Origin of the sequence: Dyella sp. (assembly GCF_035486915.1) — a bacterium.
Lineage (GTDB): Bacteria > Pseudomonadota > Gammaproteobacteria > Xanthomonadales > Rhodanobacteraceae > Dyella_B.
Genome location: NZ_DATHMR010000207.1, coordinates 1 through 18,917, shown reverse-complemented (window position 1 = coordinate 18,917; position 18,917 = coordinate 1). Strand labels below are relative to the sequence as shown.

Here is an 18,917-nt window from a genome sequence, read left to right as displayed (position 1 = left end):
TTTCCGTTCGCGCCATTGCATGGACTCCGCACCGACTACCGTCACCCGTCGCCATAACGCCGCGCTGTCCTTCATCTTCGTGACGGTGATGCTAGACATGCTGGCCTTCGGCATCATCATTCCGGTCCTTCCGCATCTGGTCGTGCAATTGAGCGGCGGCAGCATCGCGCACGCGGCCGTGTGGACGAGCTTCTTCGGCACGTTGTACATGCTGATGCAGTTCGTGTTCTCACCGGTGCAAGGCACGCTTTCCGATCGCTTCGGCCGGCGCACGGTGATCCTGATTTCCAGCTTCGGCCTTGGCATCGACTTCATCGTGATGGCGATTACGCCGGTGCTGTGGCTACTTTTTATCGGTCGCGGTATTTCCGGCATTTGCGCGGCGAGTTTCTCGACGGCGAATGCCTATATCGCCGATATCGTGCCGAAGGAAAAACGCGCGGCAGCATTTGGTGCGCTGGGTGCTGCGTTCGGTGTCGGTTTCATCGTCGGACCTGCGCTAGGCGGCTTCCTCGGGAACTTCAGCCTGCGCTTGCCGTTCTGGGCGGCGGCCGTGCTGTCGCTGGCCAACTTCTGCTACGGCTTCTTCGTGTTGCCCGAATCGCTGCCGCCGGAAAAGCGCTCGAAGCGATTTGACTGGAGCCATGCCAACCCGTTCGGCGCGCTCGTATTGCTGCGCCGCTATCCGCAGGTGTTCGCGCTGGCCTCGGTGTTTTTCCTGATCAACCTGGCGCAGTTCTCGCTCAACTCCACCTACGTGTTGTACACGGACTATCGCTACGGCTGGGGCCCACAGGCCGTGGGTTTCACGCTGGCGTTAGTGGGTCTGTGTAGCGGTCTCGTGCAGGCCGTGCTGGTGCGCAAGTTGATGCCCACGCTCGGCGAAAAGCGCCTGATCATGATTGGTCTGCCGCTATGTGTGGTTGGCTATCTGTTCTTCGGCCTCTCGTCGGTGGCATGGGTTTTCCTGCTCGGCATTCCGTTCCTTTGCCTGGGCGGTCTTTCCGGACCGCCTGCGCAGGCATTGATGACGCAGCAGGTCGATCCGCACGAGCAGGGTCGCTTGCAAGGTGCACTGACCAGTCTTGCGAGTCTTGCCGGCATTTTTGGTCCCGCACTGTTCGCCAATCTTTTCGCGCTGTTTATCAGCGACCACGCACCGATCCATTTGCCGGGCATTTCCTTTGTGCTCGCAGCATCGTTGCTGGTGATCGCGGCGATCATCGCCTTCTATGCGATCCATCACGTGCATCCTTCCCATCCCACACCCTCGACGGAACCTTCCGCGGCCATGGCGTGCGAACTCTCGCCACTGGCCGGTGAAGTTGCCGGCGAATCTCTCCACACCGATCAAACGGAGTCGTCCCCATGAGTATTTCGATGTATCAGACCGCTGTACCTGTCTTCCTGCGCGCACTCGGCAACCTCAAGCATGTGCTGGAGCAGGGTCAGGCGCACGCCAAGGAAAAGAAAGTAGAAGATTCGGTGATGCTGCAAAGCCGTCTGATCGCCGACATGTTGCCGCTGGTCAAGCAAGTGCAGATCGCCACCGACATGGCCAAGAACGCTGCCGCGCGCTTGGCAGGCGTCGACCCGCTGAAGTTCGACGACAACGAAACCACGTTCGATGAACTGCTTTCGCGCATCGACCGCGCCGTCGATTACATCAAGAGTTTCAAGGCCGAGCAGATCGACGGCAGCGAAACGCGCGCCATCATCGTTCCATCACGCAATGGCGAAACGAAGTTCGAAGGTCAGGCTTATTTGCTTCACTTTGTGCTGCCGAACGTGTTCTTCCATTGCACCACCGCCTACAACATTCTGCGCGTGGCCGGCACGAACATCGGCAAGACGGACTTCATCGGTAAGCAGTAAGGTTTTTCTTTCGCGTGCAGGGCGAGCTATTCGCCCTGCATAGCATCCGCTGATGCTGTCGCCCGCAACGGGCACATTGGGCAACTCGGCCCGCATCAAACACCTCCAATCTCGTACTCGTCCGTACTGCATCACGCAGTGGCGGTCGCCTTTTGCCTCTTTCCTGTTCCCGGGCAGTCACCCTTCATCAAATTAGGCGCTGTCCGATTGTTGCAAAAACGTCGGTCGCTTATTTGATCGTTACGGTTTGTAAAAAATTTTCCATTAGGGAGCGAGCCGTGATTCCGCGATGGTCACTTCGATAGCCATATGTCATGGCCGAGGGTGACTTTCGCTTTTGTCATCCGCCGTTCGTTGTACCGCTAAGTAGCGAACGGTGACTCCAGGGAGAGCACCTTGAAAGCAGGAAGTACTTTTAATTACTCGTTACTGGCGTTGGCATGTGCAGCTGCGCTGGCGAGCACGAGCGTATTTGCCCAAGACAACACATCGGACTCAAATGCTTCAAATCCAAGGAAACTTGAGGCAGTTACCGTCACAGGGTCCTTGATCCCCCAGACTGAAGTGGAAACCTTCACGCCGACGACCACCATCACCTCTCAAGAACTCAAGGCAAGAGGTTTTTCGTCGGTTGCTGACGCGCTTCAGCAAATGACATTTTCAACCGGCAGCATTCAGAACTCGCAGACAACCAACAGTTTTACGCCGGGCGCAAAAACTCTCAGCCTGTTTGGTCTACCCGTGGGCTACGTAAAATACCTGATCGACGGGCGCCCGATGTCGAGCTTCTCGGCGCTTTACAACAGCACCGACGTCTTCACCAATCTCAATACCATTCCGACCGATCTCGTCGACCATATCGACATCCTTCCCGGTGGTCAGTCCACTCTGTACGGTTCGGATGCCATTGCAGGCGTCGTCAACATTGTGATGAAAAAGAAAGTCGATGCGCCGGTGATCGATGTGCGCTACGGCTGGGATCAGCAAGGCGGTGGCGCCAGCCGTCACATCAGCCTTGTCGACGGTTTCAACTTCGGCAAGCTCAACCTGCTGGTTGGCGCGCAGTTTGAAAATACGCAGCCCATTTGGTCCCGGGACCGCTCGCTTACATCTCACTTCTTCGAAAACGGCACGTCTCCGGCCACCGCGAGCCGCGACTACCTCGTCTACAACAGCGACGCGAGAAACAATTACTTGATGATGGATCCGAACCGTTGCGCATTGACTACCGGTCAATTCAACGGCACCGAAGGTCTGCGCAATCGCGCAAAGTTCGGTGAATATTGCGGTTCTTTCAACTCCCCCGGCCAGTCCACACTATCGAATGGCAGCAAAACGGCTAATGTCTATACGCACGCGACGTTTGATGTCAACGATAACGTTCAGCTCTACAGCGATGTCATGCTGAACTTCGATCGAGAGAAATATAGCCCGGGAGCGTCAGTGCTCTGGTGGGGAACCGGCGCGAAGTATGGCTATCTCTACGACCCAAACCTCGATGACTTCATCAATCTCCAGAAGGCTTTCAGCCCCGAGGAAGCGGGTGGATTCCAGAACGTCATGTACAAGACCTATGAGCGTAACTACACGTTTACGTTCGGCGCCAAGGGCGGGATCGGCGCCTCCAACTGGGAATACGACGCCTTCGTCATGCACGCGGAGGACAAGCTCAACGAGATGAACTTCGCTCGCTTTGCCGAGCCGATGGAAGCCTTCTTCGCTAACCGGGTACTCGGTCCTAATCTGGGTCCAGACCCTTATGGATATGGTTTCAGCACGTTCTCGCCAAACTACGGAGCGTTCTATACGCCGATTTCCAATTCAGATTTCCAGAGTTTCACAGGCTACACCTCCACCCACAGCAAGACGTGGCAAAACACTGGGCAAGTGACACTGACCAATCCGTCGCTCTTTCAGATGCCGGGTGGGGATGCAGGTGTCGCTTTTCTCATGGAAGGTGGCAACGAAGGCTGGGACTACTCTCCCGATCCTCGCCTGCTGAGTGGCGACGTATGGGGCTCCTCTGCCGTACAAGGTGCGGGCCATCGCTCCCGCTACGCTGCAGCAACGGAATGGAGACTGCCGCTGCTGTCGCAACTTACGTTGAGCGCATCGGCTCGCTACGACGCATTCAACGTTGGCGGATTCACGGTGAGCAAGCCTACGTACAGCGTGGGACTTGAGTATCGTCCGTTCGACATGCTGCTTCTGCGCGCGCGCTATGGCACATCGTTCAAAGTGCCGACGCTGGCCGACGAGTTTCAGGGCGAAAGCACCTACTACGCCACGCCGACCGACTACTACAACTGCGCAAAATTGGGTTACGACGCTGCTGTCGCTCCCATTCAGTGCCCGCAGAAATACAACGGAGCCTCGGTCATCGGCGTCCAATCGGGCAATCCTGACTTGAAGCCGATCTCCTCCACCAACTGGAGCGCCGGCCTGGTGTTTTCGCCAGTGTCGCGAATGGCTTTGTCGATGGACTTCTTCCACTGGAACATCAAAGACGAGGTCAATATCCAGGACGCCGATCAGGTTCTGCTACAGGAAGCTGCATGCCGACTTGGCCAGCTTGATATCAACTCGCCAACCTGCGCCGCTGCCATCAGCCAGGTCACGCGAAATGCGAAGGGCGACATCACCGAGATTTACACTCCCAAAGTGAACGTATCCAACGAAACGCTCGACGCGATCAGCGCGGGTTTCAACTATACGTTTGGCATTGGTCGTTTCGGCGAACTTAATACCACTCTCGGCTATACCGATATCCTGCAGCACAAGCAGCAGTTGTATGCAGGTGACCCATACGTCGACCTGTTGCGCTCGCCGTACTACAGCACGGACTTCAAGACCAAGCTCGACGCCTCGTTGACCTGGAAACGGGACAATTGGAGCGCCACGCTGTACGCCACGCGCTACGGCCAAACGCCCAACTATCTGGCAACCCTGGATCTGGCGACCCCTTACCAGCAACCGGGCGAGGGCAAGCTACCGGCATGGGTTATGTACAACGCCAGCGTTTCCTACAGCCCGATCTCCAACCTTAAGCTGTCCTTCGTCGTTGACAACCTGTTCAATACGATGCCGCCCAGGGACAACAGCTATCCAGGCACGTCATACGCGCCGTACAACCAATACAACTACAACGTGTTTGGGCGCACGTTTTTCTTGGAAGCCAACTACACGTTTGGCAAGTAAGCCAGCTTCACCAGCCTTCAGGCCCTGCATCGTATGCAGGACCTTTTTTTTGCCTGTTTGTAAGCCGGCATCCACAGGGCACCTATTGATTCCGCCCTACGGAACCCCATCAAAGCCAAATCAGCAACCACTATGTGCGAGGGTCATCGGCATGACCAATCCGACTCACCTGAAAATCGACTTCGTCTCCGACGTCGTCTGCCCGTGGTGCGCCATTGGCCTGAAGTCGCTCGAACAGGCGCTTCAAAAGCTCGACGGGAGCGTTTCGGCGGACCTGCACTTCCAGCCGTTCGAGCTGAATCCGCAAATGGCACCGGAAGGCGAAGACGTGGCCGAACATCTGGCACACAAGTACGGCAGTACGCCTGAGCAGATGGCCCAGAACCGGGAAGGTATACGGCAGCGTGGCGCTTCGCTGGGCTTTACCTTCGACATGGACAAGCGCGGCCGCATCTACAACACCTTCGATGCGCACCGTCTGCTGCATTGGGCCGAGCTGGAAGGCAAGCAGCATGCGCTGAAGCTCGCCTTGCTGGAGGCGTATTTCACAAAAGGTGAAGACGTGAGCTCGCACGACGTGCTGGCCCGGGTGGCCGGCGAGGTGGGCCTGGATGCCGCCAAAGCCCGCGAGGTGCTCGATAGCGGGCGCTATGCGGACGAGGTTCGTGCGCAGGAGCGCTTCTTCCAGGAACAAGGCATCCGCGCGGTCCCGTCTGTGATCGTGAACGGGCGCTACCTAATCCAGGGCGGCCAGCCGCCGGAAGTCTTCGAGCAGACCTTGCGACAGATCGCTTCCGAAAGCTGAGGTAACGATCTGCGGCAGGCGACGGGCGACGTGAGACAATGCGTCGTCCCGTTCCGCTCTGCCCTAGATGCTCCGACTCACTGATATCAAGCTACCGCTGGACCACGCCGAGGAGGCGCTGGCGGCGGCCATCCGCGACCGGCTGCATGTCGGCAAACAGGCTATCCGTAGCTACACGGTGTTTCGTCGTGGCCACGATGCACGCAAGCGTGGTGCGATCCAGCTGATTTATACGCTGGATGTCGACGTAGTGGATGAAGCGAAGTTGCTGCAGCGCTTTGCAGACGATCAGCATGTGCGCCCCACGCCCGACACGAACTACAAGTTCGTCACGCAGGCGCCTGCGGCGCTGATACATCGCCCCGTCGTGATTGGCCTGGGTCCTTGCGGCTTGTTCGCCGGATTGATCCTGGCGCAGATGGGCTTTCGCCCGATCATTCTTGAGCGCGGCAAAGCGGTGCGCGAACGTACCAAAGATACCTGGGACCTGTGGCGAAAGCGCAAGCTGCATCCGGAATCGAACGTGCAATTCGGCGAAGGCGGCGCAGGCACGTTTTCCGACGGCAAACTCTATAGCCAGATTTCCGATCCGCATCACTATGGCCGCAAAGTGCTGGTCGAATTTGTGAAAGCCGGTGCGCCGGAAGAAATCATCTACGTCAGCAAACCGCACATCGGCACCTTTCGGTTGGTGACGATGGTGGAAAACATGCGCAACACCATCGAATCGCTGGGCGGGGAGATTCGGTTCCAGCATCGCGTTGACGACATCAACGTCGAAGCGGATTCCGAAGGTGTGCGCCATGTGCGCGGCGTAGTGCTGGCCAACGGCGAGCAGATTCGCACCGATCATGTCGTGTTGGCACTGGGACACAGCGCACGCGACACGTTCGAGATGTTGCACAAGCGCGGCGTGTATCTGGAAGCCAAACCGTTCTCGATTGGTTTTCGCGTGGAGCACCCGCAATCGATGGTCGATAACGCGCGCTTCGGTCCGCAAGCGGGACACCCTTTGCTCGGCGCGGCGGATTACAAGCTTGTGCATCACTGCCGCAACGGCCGTTCTGTTTACAGCTTCTGCATGTGTCCGGGCGGCACCGTCGTAGCCGCAGCAAGCGAACCGGGCCGTGTCGTCACGAATGGCATGAGCCAGTACTCGCGCAACGAACGCAATGCGAATGCAGCGATTGTGGTCGGCGTCGAGCCGAGCGATTTCACTTTGTACGATGGCAGCGGCAGCCCCCTCGCTGGCATTGCGTTACAACGTTACTGGGAAAGTCGCGCTTTCGAACTGGGCGGCGGCACATATGAAGCGCCTGGACAGTTGGTAGGCGATTTCATCGCCGGCCGCGCTTCCTCGTCGTTCGGCGAAGTGCAGCCTTCCTACAAACCGGGCGTACATCTGACCGACCTCGCTCACGCGATTCCCGATTACGCGGTGGAAGCCATTCGCGAAGCGATGGGTGCCTTTGATCGAAAGCTCAAAGGCTTCGCACGACACGATGCTATTTTTACTGGCGTCGAGACGCGCACATCCTCGCCTGTTCGCGTGCGACGCAACGACGATGACTATCAAAGCCTCAACACGCGTGGACTGTTTCCCGCCGGCGAAGGCGCGGGTTATGCAGGTGGCATTCTTTCTGCCGGCGTCGACGGCATTCGCGTCGCCGAAGCCGTTGCATTAAGCATCGCTGCGATGCATCAGGCAGCACATGCTCACTGACGAGCTAAAAACCGTTATCCGCGATGCGTATGCGCGCATCAAAGATGGACTTCCCGGCTTCCGGTCACGTTCCGCCCAAACGCGCATGATTGCGGAAGTGGCGCGCGCGCTGTCGCATGCGGGCGGTGCAGCGGTGATCGAGGCGCCGACCGGCACAGGTAAATCGATGGCCTATCTGATCGCGGGCGTGGAAGTGGCGCGCGCACAGAAAAAGAAACTGTTGATCGCCACCGCCACCATTGCGCTGCAGGAACAGCTGGTAGAGCGCGACATTCCGCTTTATCTGAGACTCAACGGCAGCGATGCCAAGGTCGCCTTGGCAAAGGGTCGTGGCCGCTACCTATGCCCGCGCAACTTGCGCATGGCCGCTAACAGTCTCGTCGATAGCGGACAAATGGGCTTGGGTTTCGACGCCGATCTCGCGATGTGGAGCAAGCCACCCGCAGAGCGCGACAAAACGGTTCTACACAGGCTCACCGAAGCATTCGATCGCCATGAATGGAACGGCGACATGGATGCCGCGCCGGAAACACCCGGCGATATGTTGCGCGCGATGATCACGACAAGCGCAGGCGGCTGCACCGGACGACGCTGCGCGCAATTCATGGCATGTCCTTTTTTTGCCGCCCGCCGCGCCGTGGCCGACGCCGACATCATCGTTGCCAATCAAGATCTGGTGCTCTCCGACCTCACCATGGCCGGTGATGATGACAACTGGGGTGGCGTCATTCTTCCCAAGCCCGACGACACGCTTTACGTGTTCGACGAAGCGCATCACATGCCGAACAAGACGATCGATCGTGGCGCATCCGACGTGCCGCTCGGCGTTGCTGTGCGTCAGATCAGCCGCCTGGGGCGGCAGGTGCATGCGGCCTATTCGCTGACCGACAAGGAAGTGATCGCCAAACTCACACTCGACGCTGGCGATGCAAAACTGCAAGAGTTGAGCGACGCCCTGGAAGATCTCGAACGCGAAATCAAACTGTCCTGGCTACCCGATCCGGCAGAAACCGAACCTATGTATCGCGGTTCACTGGGCCAGCTTCCCGATACCTGGGTGCAACATGCGACATCGCTCTACATTCTGACGTCGGAAGTGCACCGTTGGTTGACGGCCGTGCGTCGTACGGTCACCGAAATGAGCGAAGGTGGCCCGACGCAGGAAGCCTTGTCACGCGAGTTGGGGATCGCGCTGGAACGCATGGACCGCCAGGTACGCACATGGCGCGCATGGTCCAGCGACGATCCCGAGCATGCGCCGCCGTTGGCGCGCTGGGTAACGCTCTCGCGCGATCAACAATTCGTTTGTCATGCGTCGGCTGTATCCGCAGGCGCATTGTTGCGTGCCATTCTCTGGGACAACGCCAGTGCCGCGATCATGACATCGGCCACGCTCAGTGCCGGAGGAAACTTTCGTGGCTTCGCCGATGCGGTGGGTTTGCCGGACGATGCCATAACGATCAGCCTGCCCTCGCCTTTCGATCTCAGCGCGCAGGCACGTCTGGAAGTACCTGCACTGTCCGCGTTGCCGGACGAGCGCGAACAACACGCGCAAGCTGTCACGGATTGGCTTGCCGAGCATCTGGACTGGGATGCAGGCAATCTTGTGTTGTTCACTTCACGCGCAAAACTGGAACGCGTGCTGCAACGATTGCCCATCGACAAAGTGCGCAAAGTGCGTGCACAAGGTTCGCTCGGCAAAACGCAACTGATTGCCGAGCATGTCGCCGCCGTGGAGTCAGGTAAAGGCAGCACGCTATTCGGCCTTGCGTCTTTCGGCGAGGGTCTCGATCTTCCCGGCAAACTTTGCGAGACCGTAGTTATCACACAACTGCCATTCGCCGTGCCGACAGATCCGGTGGGTGCAACGTATGCCGAATGGCTGGAATCGCGCGGCCGCAATCCATTCCTGGAAGTGTCCGTACCGGAAGCGACGCGATTGCTGACGCAGTACTGCGGGCGCCTGATTCGCAGCGAAACCGATCGCGGCCGCATCGTATTGTTGGATCGCCGGGTGGTCACGCGACATTACGGCAGCCAGATGCTAAAAGCTCTACCACCCTTCCAGCGTGTGATCGAGCGTACTTCATGAGCATCATCCGGTTGCGCGAATGCCACTCCGTGCCGTGGAAGAACGGGATGGGGCGTACGCGCGAACTTGCGATTCATCCTGCCGGCGCACGCACTGATGATTTCATTTGGCGCGTCAGTGTCGCGGAAGTGGATAGCGCATCGCCGTTCTCCGCGTTTCCGGGCATCGATCGTCACATCGCACTGCTTGAAGGTGCTGGTTTTACGATGACGCTTGACGATGGCCGAGTGCATGAACTCACGACGCCACTCACACCTTTTGCGTTTCCTGGCGAAGCGCATGTTTCGGTGAGCCTTACCAACGGTCCAACGCGCGATTTCAATCTGATGATCCGTCGCGAACGCGCACGCGGTGAGCTGGTGGTCTGGGAAGGGCCCTGTCGTCAGGTTGTCGACGATGCCGTGGCGTTAATCTTCTGCGTGCAAGGACATGTCGACACATCAGAAGGACGCCTGCAACCTGGCGAGGCGTGGCTTCCCGTCCGGCAGACGGATCGTGTCACACTCGATTTGCATGCCTTGGCACTTGTCGCGCGGGTGGAAGTGCGCGGAAATTAGGGCATGTGGCGTTTAGGTTGTATTTTCTGACGCCGCCGCTTCTTCGCTCGTCATTCCGGCGCACGCCGGAATCCAGTGTACTCAGGCTGCACGCTCGCGCTTTGTCTACAAGTTATCGCCGCTGGATTCCGGCCTGCGTCGGAATGACGGGCAAAACTCGCAAGCCAACTTAATGAGGTAGCCGTCATGCTCGTGCTAGTCCTCGGTTTGATTCTTTTTATCGGCATCCATTCGGTGCGCATGCTTGCCGACAACTGGCGCACGCAATTCATCGCAAGGCACGGTGCGAAGCGCTGGAAAGGCATCCACTCCCTCTTCGCCATTGTCGGTTTCGTGTTGATCGTCTGGGGCTTTGGGTTGGCGCGAGAGCACCCCGTGCTGCTTTACGCACCGCCAGTGTGGCTTGCGCATCTCAATGCACTGTTTACCCTAATCGCGTTCATTTTTTTCTTCGCAGCACGCGTACCGAACAATCACATCAAGGCAAAGTTTGGCCATCCGCAAACGCTCGCTGTAAAGATCTGGTCGTTTGGCCATCTTCTTGCGATAGGCATGCTGCACGACGTAGTGCTATTCCTGCCCTTTCTGGTCTGGTCCATCGCACTCTATGCCGTATCGCGTCGACGCGACCGGCGCGAAGGCAAGGTTTATCCCCCTGGAACGGTCAAGGGCGATGTGCTGGTCGTGGTGATTGGGCTGGTGGTCTGGGCCTTGTTCGCCTTCTGGCTGCACACCCTGCTGATTGGCGTGAATCCCATGATCTGAACGGGGTGCCAGCAGTCATCTTCGCTTGCCGGGCTGCCTGAGCTAGAGTTCGGGCAGTTCCCTCCACCGGGTAAAACACTATGGTCGGCTTTCTGCTCTGGTTGGTGCTGCTGATCTTCTGCTGGCCGCTGGCTCTGCTGGCGCTGGTGCTGTATCCCATCGTGTGGCTGCTGTTGCTGCCGTTCCGACTGGTGGGCATTACTGTCACGGCAGTTTTTGAATTGCTTGGCGCGATATTGATGTTGCCTGCGCGCGTCTTGCGCGGCCGACCCGTCTGATTTTTCACGCACCGTCGGCACGCGCGCCGTGATGCCTGGAAAACCCTTTTCGGGGGCCAGCGAACGCAACCGCGACCCCATTTTGACGGTCTTGCGCGACTGGTTTGCCGATCGCACGAAGGTACTGGAGATCGGCAGCGGCACAGGTCAACACGCGGTGCATTTCGCGGCAGCCATGCCGCAGCTTGTCTGGCAATGTTCGGATCGCGCGGAGCATTTGTCCGGCATACGCTTGTGGCTCGATGAAGCCGAATTACCCAATACGCCGTCACCCTTGCAACTGGATGTGACAGGCGATTGGCCAACAACGCGTTATGACGCCGTATTCAGCGCCAATACCTTGCACATCATGGCGTGGCATGAAGTAATCCAGATGTTTGCCGGACTTCCTGCCATCACGACAAACGATGCATGCGTCGCCATCTATGGTCCGTTCAATATCGATGGCCGCTTTACCAGCGAAAGCAACGCATCGTTCGACCGCGATCTGAAAATGCGCGATGCACACATGGGTATACGCGATGTGGCCGATGTCGATGCGCTTGCAGCGAAAGCGGGTTTCGATCTCGCCGACGACATTGCGATGCCGGCGAACAATCGACTGCGCTTGTGGAAACGGCGCCGGATGTAATCGTCCGGCGCCGTTCCATCTTACTTATTGACCCGACACCACCGGCAAGCTGATGAAGCTTGCGTGATCGGGCGTGTGCCAGATGCGCTGCGTGGCTTTCACGTAATCGCTCGGCTTGGCGTCGAAGATGTTGTCGACGAACGTCTGCGGGTTGCGGTCATACAGCGGGAACAGCGTCGACTGCACTTGCACCATGATGCGATGACCCGGCTGGAACACGTGATTCACCGTGGGTAGACCGAAGGTGTAGAGCAACGGTTCATTCGGCGTAAGCGCCTGCGGATGCTCGAAGCTGGTGCGATAACGACCGCGGAAGATGTCGAGCGAAATCGGCAGCTCGTAACCGCCCATCGATGGATTCGACGGCACGGTGTCGGGATACACGTCGATAACCTTCACCACCCAGTCGCTATCCGTACCGCTGGTCGACGCCACCAGATTCACTTGCGGCGCACCGCCCAGATGCATCGGCGCAGTGAGCGGTTCGCTGACATACGTCATCACGTCCGGACGCCCATCGACGAAACGCTGATCGTCCAGCAACCAGTGTGTCCACGCTTCGTGATCGGTCGCGACGACGGGACGCGGTATGTAAGGCACAGGCTTGGCCGGATCGGAGATGTACTCGTCGTACTTCGCATCGCTTGCACCCGGCGCGTCGAACGACAAACGGCCATCGGCCTCAAGATAGAGCGGCTTGGGCTTGGATGCGCAACCCTTCTCGCATGACAGCGGCCAATGCGTGTAGCGATCCCAGTGATTTTCGCCGGTGTTGTAGATGAATACCGGCGGCGTGTTCGCCTTCGGCGCGCCATCTTTCAGATATTGATTGAAGAACGGCAACAACACGTCGCGACGAAATTGCAGCGCGGTATCGCCGTCCCATTTCATCGGGCCTAGTTCGCTGCCGTCGTAATTCACCTGGCTGTGGCGCCAGGGACCCATCACCAGATGGTTCATGGTGTTGGTCTTGTCCTTCGACTCAATCGCTTTGTAACTGTGGATTGCACCCCACATATCTTCCTGATCCCACAGGCCCTGCTCCCACATCACCGGCACTTTCAGCGGCTGTTGCGCCATCACCTTGTCGAGCGCCTGCGCCGACCAGAACAGATCGTAGGCCGGGTGTTCATGAACCTTGCGCCAGAAAGGCAACGCATCCAGGCCGTTCGCACGCGCGTAATCACCGGCCGATCCGGCACGCAAGTAGTTGGTGTAATCGTCCAGATTCTCGCGCGGGATCATGTAACCCGTGCCTTTCTGCGTAGTCTGGAAAGTGATGTAGTCGAGGTTGTTTTGACGGAACGCGCCGTAGTGGAACCAGTCGTCGCCCATCCAGCCGTCGACCATCGGGCTTTCCGGTGCAGCGACTTTCAGCGCCGGGTTCGGATTCACCAGCGCCATCACCACCGTGAAGCCTTCATACGACGAACCGAGCATGCCAACTTTGCCGTTCGATTCGGCAATGTTCTTGGACAGCCAGTCGATGGTGTCGTAAGCGTCGGTGGATTCGTCGATCTTGGTGTCGTTGAGCGGGCCGCGCAGCGGCAACGTCATCACGTAATCGCCTTCGGAACCGTATTTGCCTCGGATATCCTGGAATACGCGGATATAACCGGCTTTCACGAACACCTCATCACCCTGCGGCAGGATGTCGAGCATGTGCGTGGAGAGCGTGCGCTGCGCGCGCATGCTGGCGTTGTACGGCGTGCGCGTTAGCAAAATCGGCGCGCCATGTGCACCCTTCGGAATCACGATCACCGTGTGCAGCTTCACGCCGTCGCGCATCGGGATCATCACGTCGCGCTTGATGTAGTCGTAGGAGTCCGTTGGCGCTTTGAAGCCAGCCGGAATATCCGGCGTCATCGGCGCGGTTTGCGCATGGACGCAGGCAGCAGAAAGGGCCACCGCGAGCGCAGTGAACGAAAGCAGGGAACGAATGGGGCGCATGGGAATCTCCGCAACGGCCGCCCAAAGCCCTGGCGGCATATGCCATCGATGTCAGGAATGCTGCTCTCCCGGCAGCCTTCTGACTTTACGCGATCCTGTCATAAACCCATGCATGACTTTCCGCCTACGTCCCCCTTGCATTTGCAGCTCACTGAGGGAGGATGGCAGCGGGTTCTTTCGTAGGATTTCGCACCTTGCAAGCCATCGATACCCTGACACCCTGCCCCTGCGGCAATGTCGCGGGCTATGCGCGCTGTTGCGGCCCTCTGCACGATGGCGCTGTCGCGCCGTCCGCCGAGCTGTTGATGCGTTCGCGCTACAGCGCGTACGTGCTCAAGCGCGAGGATTATTTGCTCGCCACGTGGCACCCCAGCACGCGACCGGCGCATCTGAAGCTTGCAACGCAGCAGCCTTCGCCAACCTGGCTGGGGCTGGACGTGAAATATCACGAAGAGGACAGTGAACACGCTACGGTCGAGTTCGTCGCGCGCCTGCGCTACAGCGGCGGCAAGGCACAACGCATGCACGAGATCAGTCGTTTCGTTCGCGAGGGCGGCTGCTGGTATTACCTGGACGGCCGCTTTCCGGACGGCTGAGATATTCGCGACCCGTTAGCGAATGATCAGCTCGCTCTCGCCATCGAATCGCGCGTTCGGTCCGAAACGGCGTTCAATCATACGACCTTTCCCTTCGTAGTCGATCGCAACGATTGTGCTGGCACGCGTGCCGTACTGCTCGCCGCGAATGAACGCCGACGATAACCAGCGCTCGCGCTCCAGACCGACACCAGTATCGGGCAGCGTCTCATCCGGTGCCTGGCGTTCGTTGGCCATGGCGTCGAATAGGGGCGCGAAATCGTCTTCATGACCCGCATCCATCCAATGCTTGAGTCGCTGCATCAAGGCGCGCGTCTTGGGCCACGGCGTATTGAAGTCGGCATTGGAAAGGCCATGAATACCCGGCTCAATGGGTTGCGCGCGCGCCTGTGGGCGGTTGCCGATATAAAAACCATGTGCAGCGTCGAACGTCAGCAGATTGAAGGGACGATAATCGGATGCTGCATCGAGCAGTTTCCGCGCGTGCGCCACGGCATCGTCCGATCCATGAAGATAGTCCGTCGCGAGTAAACCGCGTGATGCGCCGTGTTGTGGATCGCGTGGATCGCGCACATTGGTCACGACGCAACACCGTCCCGCAGCGGTCGCGCCCAACCACGTGCCGCCCGCCTCCAAATCGCGACCGCCGGTGATGGGTGAGTCGGCCCAATGTGCGAGCGGCGCGCTTGGTCTGGCGTGGAATTCGTCGCGGTTACCGGCAAGCAAAAGCCGCCAGCGCGGGTGAATATGCCAAGCGAAGGCGATCAGGCACATACACGTGTCCTCAACATTTGCGAAGCGATTCGCGCCGGCGTGCTGCTTCTGCCCAACGCGTCGCCACGCGAGGCGATGTCATACACACGGCAGCGTCCGTCACGGTCGTCACGGCACGTTCCAGCAACTGAATATCGGCTTCGTGCTGGCGTGCCACATGCGGATCCTCGAAAAAAATCGCGCGCTGGCAACGGCGCTCCAGCACGAGATCGGCAATCTGTGCGTCGCCACCCATCGGTCCGCTCTGGTAGCGATGCACCCAAAGTTTGTCTTGCGGCCAGCCGCGACTCCACGCCAACTCGTTGAGTTGCTGACCCGTCGTGCCTGTGCCCACGCGACGTGCAAAGCGGGAAAGCAGATCGAAGTGATCGGAGGCGTAGGCCATCATTTGCGGTTTCATGGCGTCGTGGGCAATCATGGCGATCGTCTGCACTTCCAGCGCATACAGTGCATCGGCGCCTGGATCGGGCGCGAGACGCTTGTGCATGCGCTCTGCTTCAATCCAGTCGCGCGCCGATGCAACGGTTGAGATAAACGGCTTCTGATGAATCACACACTGGCGCTTTAGTGCAACGGCTTCGGGAAACGTGGATGACGGCGTGACCGGATTCATCAGGTAGATAGCGCCATCGAGCACGCGCCCCGACTCCGGCAAGCCTACGATTTCCGCCACCAGCTTCATCAAGCCGCCTTCGTGGCCATACGGATAACGCACGAGCCCCGGATAGTCGGCCAACCAGCCTTCGCGGACGATCGCATCGTAGGTGCGGCCGACCGCATGCAAATGTATGTCCAGCTCACGGATGCCCTGATGGCAATCCTTCAACCAATGAAACAACGCCGCGTCGTTGTGATCGTGATGACGCGTGTTGGCGGCTAGACCGATGCGCATGAAACGTTTCCTTGATAAGACGAATTACCCGAAGAACCAGTAACACACCGCGATCGATGCGATGACTCCTGCAAGATCGGCCAGAAGTGCGCACCCAACGGTATGTCGCACACGCTGTATGCCCACCGCACCGAAATACACCGCGACCACATAGAAAGTCGTTTCCGTACTTCCTTGCACGGTTGCTGCGACCAGCGCCGGAAAACTGTCCACACCCGAGTGATGCATGGTCTCGATCAGCATCGCGCGTGCAGCGCTACCGGAAAAAGGTTTTACCAATGCGGTCGGCAACGCATCGACAAATCTCGTATCGATCCCAACATGTTGCGCCAGCCAGCGTATGCCATCCAATGCGAAATCGAGCGCACCCGAAGCGCGCAGCACACCCACCATGCACAGCATGGCGACAAGGTATGGCAACAACTCTTTCGATACCTCGAAACCCTGTTTCGCGCCGTCGATGAAGCTTTCAAACAATGGTACGCGTTTGTAAGCGCCGGCACACAGGAAAACGACAATGACGCCGAACAGCGCCAGATTACCGAGCAAGGATGACAACGAAGCTAACGCCACCGCACTGAGCGATGCGAGAAAGGCCAGAAACGCAGCCAATATCAGCCCGCCACCGCCCAGCCAGGCCAGCACCACCGGATCCCATAATCGCAGGCGCTGCATGTAGGCCACCGACAAAAGTCCCGTGAGATTGGAGGCGAAGTGCGCAATCAGGATGGGAAGAAGAACTAGCGTGGGATCGTGTGCACCGGCTTGCGCGCGGTACATGAAAACCATCACCGGCAACAAGGTGAGCGAGGATGCGTTAAGCACCAGGAAAAGAATTTGTGCGTTGCTGGCAGTGTTGCCCGAAGGATTGAGCGTTTGCAGTTCACGCATCGCACGCAAGCCAATCGGCGTGGCCGCGTTATCCAGGCCAAGCGCATTCGCGGCGAAATTCAGTGTGATCAGGCCAATGGCCGGATGACCACGCGGTACTTCCGGCATCAATCGTGCAAACAGCGGGCCGAGCATGCGCGCCAGAGCATCGACAAGTCCCGCGCGTTCGGCGATGGCGAGAAAACCCAGCCACAACGTCAATGTGCCGAATAGCATCAGCATGAGCTTGACCGAAAGATCGGCCATCTCGAACAGCGCACTCACGATCGTTGCAAAAACCGTTTCGTCACCGCCGATCAGCCAGCGCACTAACGCGGCCACTGTGGCGGCGAGAAAAAAACCGAACCACAGGCGGCTCAGCATGCGTGTTGATCCGAATCGATGCGATAAGGCATGCCGTCATTCTGAGCGACAACGTCATTCGTCGCCAGATGCTGTAAAGAAAACGGCGCGTCGATGACTCGACGCGCCGCGCTTTTCTGCATGTACAGAACGGAAACTTAGAACTTCACCTTCACACCCACATTCCAGAAGCGGCCGACGATGCCGGCGTAATCGTAGGTCGGGTTGTAGAGGTTGGCCGCATAGTTCAGCGGGTCGAGCGGCGGTTTCTTGTCCGTTACGTTATCGACCGACGCAGTCACCGTGATGTGATCGTTGATCTTGTAGCTACCCACCAGATTGCCGTAGGTGAACGAGGCCATCGTACAGTTGGTAGCCAGCGGGCCACCGTCAGCACCCAACGCATCGGCGCAGAGCACGTTGCCGGTTTCGTCTTCAGCCGATTCAAACTCCTTGCTGCTGAAGTACACCGTGAGCGTCAGGCTGAGCGGACCGTACTCGACGGTGTTCGCCCAGTTGGCACGGGTACGGGGTGTACCAGCACCCGAGGACAACTCATACGGACCCTGCGTGCCGACGTAGCTCTCGATCGTGCCACCGATATCTTCCTTCCACTGGAAGATCTGCGTGCCCTGAATGTCGCTGATGTACTTGATGCCGTTGCTGAACTCGAAGTGCGCCTGCAAGTCCAGATCCAGACCCGTGGTCTTCAGCCAGTTGCCGTTGACGTAGTCCGCACCGATGAAGATCGGGCGCAGCGGAGCCGCCGGATGCGCTGGATCGGGCGTATCGAACTCCATCGTGTAGCCTGGCAACACCGTGCCGTTGGCGAAGTAGTTTGCCAAGGCAGGGCCGACGTCGGCTGGCACAATCACGTTGCTCTTCTTGATGTTGTAGTAGTCCAACGAGGCGTTCAACCAGCTCGTCGGCTGCACCACCACTCCGAACGTGAAGCTGGCCGACTTCTCTGGCTTCAGATTGGGATTACCCGAGTTACCCAATTCGATCGCGTAGGGGTTGCTTACGTACGCATCGTTGCCGTGAGCATTCAGGAAGGAAGCCGGTGCGCCCAGACCCGCGACCGAATCATTGGTGAAGCCCGCGCTGAAGCTGCCGGCGCTTTCACCGAACTGCGGAGCGCGGAAACCCCTCGAATAGGTGCCGCGTAGCGCCAGCCAATCGAACGGCTTCCACTTCAAGCCGACCTTTGGCGAGAAGTCATTGCCGATGTTCGGGTAATGGTCGAAGCGGCCCGAGACGTCCATTTCCAAGCTCTCGAGCAACGGCGCGTCGAATTCGCCGTAAATACCGCTGACGTTGCGGTTACCCGTGATGAACGTCGCGCCCAGGCCCTGGTAAATGCCACCGGGATTGAGCGGCTCTTCCAGCTGATTTTCATGGCGGAACTGTACGCCACCGGCGAAGCCCGAGGTACCGCCGGGCAAGTCAAACAGTTCGCGGTTGACGGTGAAGTCGAGCACGTCCATGTCAGACGTATCCGTTACGCGATAGGTCGGCGACACCAGATTACGCACGGCTTGGCTGTTC

General features: G+C 58.6%; 16 protein-coding genes. 11 read left to right on the top strand and 5 right to left on the bottom strand.

All coding sequences use genetic code 11. The annotated features are described in order from the left end of the window. The first annotated feature begins 19 nt into the window (after positions 1-19). From VK725_RS17450 to VK725_RS17405, 10 genes are all read left to right on the top strand, one after another. The gene (locus VK725_RS17450) at positions 20-1,372 is read left to right on the top strand and encodes a TCR/Tet family MFS transporter (protein WP_325319334.1); all 1,353 of its coding nucleotides are present in this window, start codon (positions 20-22) and stop codon (positions 1,370-1,372) included. Next, positions 1,369-1,875, top strand: coding sequence for a DUF1993 domain-containing protein (locus VK725_RS17445; RefSeq protein ID WP_325319333.1), 507 nt, complete (start codon positions 1,369-1,371; stop codon positions 1,873-1,875). Before VK725_RS17450 ends, VK725_RS17445 begins: the two co-directional genes overlap by 4 nt. A gap of 396 nt (positions 1,876-2,271) precedes the next feature. Continuing rightward, on the top strand, positions 2,272-5,073 hold the full coding sequence (locus VK725_RS17440; protein WP_325319332.1) for a TonB-dependent receptor plug domain-containing protein: 2,802 nt from the start codon (positions 2,272-2,274) through the stop codon (positions 5,071-5,073). Positions 5,074-5,224: 151 nt separating this feature from the next. After that, the gene (locus tag VK725_RS17435) at positions 5,225-5,878 is read left to right on the top strand and encodes a DsbA family oxidoreductase (protein ID WP_325319331.1); all 654 of its coding nucleotides are present in this window, start codon (positions 5,225-5,227) and stop codon (positions 5,876-5,878) included. A 67-nt stretch (positions 5,879-5,945) separates the two neighbouring features. Beyond that, complete coding sequence (locus tag VK725_RS17430) at positions 5,946-7,601, top strand: NAD(P)/FAD-dependent oxidoreductase (protein WP_325319330.1); 1,656 nt, start codon at positions 5,946-5,948, stop codon at positions 7,599-7,601. Further along, positions 7,591-9,693 carry an ATP-dependent DNA helicase DinG gene (dinG, locus tag VK725_RS17425; RefSeq protein ID WP_325319329.1) on the top strand — a complete coding sequence of 701 codons (2,103 nt, stop codon included), beginning with the start codon at positions 7,591-7,593 and terminating at the stop codon, positions 9,691-9,693. Before VK725_RS17430 ends, dinG begins: the two co-directional genes overlap by 11 nt. Beyond that, the gene (locus VK725_RS17420) at positions 9,690-10,250 is read left to right on the top strand and encodes a HutD family protein (protein ID WP_325319328.1); all 561 of its coding nucleotides are present in this window, start codon (positions 9,690-9,692) and stop codon (positions 10,248-10,250) included. Before dinG ends, VK725_RS17420 begins: the two co-directional genes overlap by 4 nt. Before the next feature lie 186 nt (positions 10,251-10,436). Continuing rightward, a complete protein-coding gene (locus tag VK725_RS17415; protein WP_325319327.1) occupies positions 10,437-11,015 on the top strand; it encodes an NnrU family protein in 579 nt (192 codons plus the stop codon). 80 nt (positions 11,016-11,095) lie between these two features. Beyond that, positions 11,096-11,293: a hypothetical protein gene (locus VK725_RS17410; protein WP_325319326.1), complete on the top strand. Its 198-nt coding sequence runs from the start codon at positions 11,096-11,098 to the stop codon at positions 11,291-11,293. Positions 11,294-11,324: 31 nt separating this feature from the next. Next, complete coding sequence (locus VK725_RS17405; protein ID WP_325319325.1) at positions 11,325-11,924, top strand: DUF938 domain-containing protein; 600 nt, start codon at positions 11,325-11,327, stop codon at positions 11,922-11,924. 24 nt (positions 11,925-11,948) lie between these two features. Here the strand turns inward: VK725_RS17405 and VK725_RS17400 are convergent, their stop codons facing one another. Further along, on the bottom strand, positions 11,949-13,874 hold the full coding sequence (locus VK725_RS17400) for a CocE/NonD family hydrolase (RefSeq protein WP_325319324.1): 1,926 nt from the start codon (positions 13,872-13,874) through the stop codon (positions 11,949-11,951). A gap of 161 nt (positions 13,875-14,035) precedes the next feature. Here VK725_RS17400 and VK725_RS17395 point away from each other — a divergent pair, with 161 nt between their 5' ends. Then, positions 14,036-14,470, top strand: a complete 435-nt coding sequence (locus tag VK725_RS17395; protein ID WP_325319323.1) for a YchJ family protein — start codon at positions 14,036-14,038, stop codon at positions 14,468-14,470. A gap of 15 nt (positions 14,471-14,485) precedes the next feature. Here VK725_RS17395 and VK725_RS17390 read toward each other — a convergent pair whose 3' ends face one another. From VK725_RS17390 to VK725_RS17375, 4 genes are all read right to left on the bottom strand, one after another. After that, the gene (locus VK725_RS17390) at positions 14,486-15,244 is read right to left on the bottom strand and encodes an NRDE family protein (RefSeq protein WP_325319322.1); all 759 of its coding nucleotides are present in this window, start codon (positions 15,242-15,244) and stop codon (positions 14,486-14,488) included. A 10-nt stretch (positions 15,245-15,254) separates the two neighbouring features. Then, positions 15,255-16,136 (bottom strand): methylglyoxal synthase, encoded by an 882-nt coding sequence (locus VK725_RS17385; RefSeq protein ID WP_325319321.1) that lies wholly within the window; start codon positions 16,134-16,136, stop codon positions 15,255-15,257. Positions 16,137-16,160: 24 nt separating this feature from the next. After that, entirely contained in the window at positions 16,161-17,390 is a 1,230-nt protein-coding gene (locus VK725_RS17380; RefSeq protein WP_325319320.1) for a nucleoside recognition domain-containing protein, read from the bottom strand. Positions 17,391-17,527: 137 nt separating this feature from the next. After that, positions 17,528-18,917 (bottom strand): TonB-dependent receptor domain-containing protein (locus VK725_RS17375; protein WP_325319319.1); only part of this gene is annotated, 1,390 nt, incomplete at its 5' end.

Excerpts from the sequence above, each read along its gene's own strand:
- VK725_RS17385 (WP_325319321.1), bottom strand. The coding sequence starts at position 16,136 with ATGCGCATCGGTCTAGCCGCCAACACGCGTCATCACGATCACAACGAC.
- VK725_RS17415 (WP_325319327.1), top strand. The coding sequence starts at position 10,437 with ATGCTCGTGCTAGTCCTCGGTTTGATTCTTTTTATCGGCATCCATTCG.
- VK725_RS17405 (WP_325319325.1), top strand. The coding sequence starts at position 11,325 with ATGCCTGGAAAACCCTTTTCGGGGGCCAGCGAACGCAACCGCGACCCC.
- VK725_RS17380 (WP_325319320.1), bottom strand. The coding sequence starts at position 17,390 with ATGCTGAGCCGCCTGTGGTTCGGTTTTTTTCTCGCCGCCACAGTGGCC.
- VK725_RS17400 (WP_325319324.1), bottom strand. The coding sequence starts at position 13,874 with ATGCGCCCCATTCGTTCCCTGCTTTCGTTCACTGCGCTCGCGGTGGCC.
- dinG (WP_325319329.1), top strand. The coding sequence starts at position 7,591 with ATGCTCACTGACGAGCTAAAAACCGTTATCCGCGATGCGTATGCGCGC.
- VK725_RS17390 (WP_325319322.1), bottom strand. The coding sequence starts at position 15,244 with ATGTGCCTGATCGCCTTCGCTTGGCATATTCACCCGCGCTGGCGGCTT.
- VK725_RS17410 (WP_325319326.1), top strand. The coding sequence starts at position 11,096 with ATGGTCGGCTTTCTGCTCTGGTTGGTGCTGCTGATCTTCTGCTGGCCG.
- VK725_RS17395 (WP_325319323.1), top strand. The coding sequence starts at position 14,036 with ATGGCAGCGGGTTCTTTCGTAGGATTTCGCACCTTGCAAGCCATCGAT.
- VK725_RS17420 (WP_325319328.1), top strand. The coding sequence starts at position 9,690 with ATGAGCATCATCCGGTTGCGCGAATGCCACTCCGTGCCGTGGAAGAAC.
- VK725_RS17450 (WP_325319334.1), top strand. The coding sequence starts at position 20 with ATGGACTCCGCACCGACTACCGTCACCCGTCGCCATAACGCCGCGCTG.
- VK725_RS17435 (WP_325319331.1), top strand. The coding sequence starts at position 5,225 with ATGACCAATCCGACTCACCTGAAAATCGACTTCGTCTCCGACGTCGTC.
- VK725_RS17445 (WP_325319333.1), top strand. The coding sequence starts at position 1,369 with ATGAGTATTTCGATGTATCAGACCGCTGTACCTGTCTTCCTGCGCGCA.
- VK725_RS17430 (WP_325319330.1), top strand. The coding sequence starts at position 5,946 with ATGCTCCGACTCACTGATATCAAGCTACCGCTGGACCACGCCGAGGAG.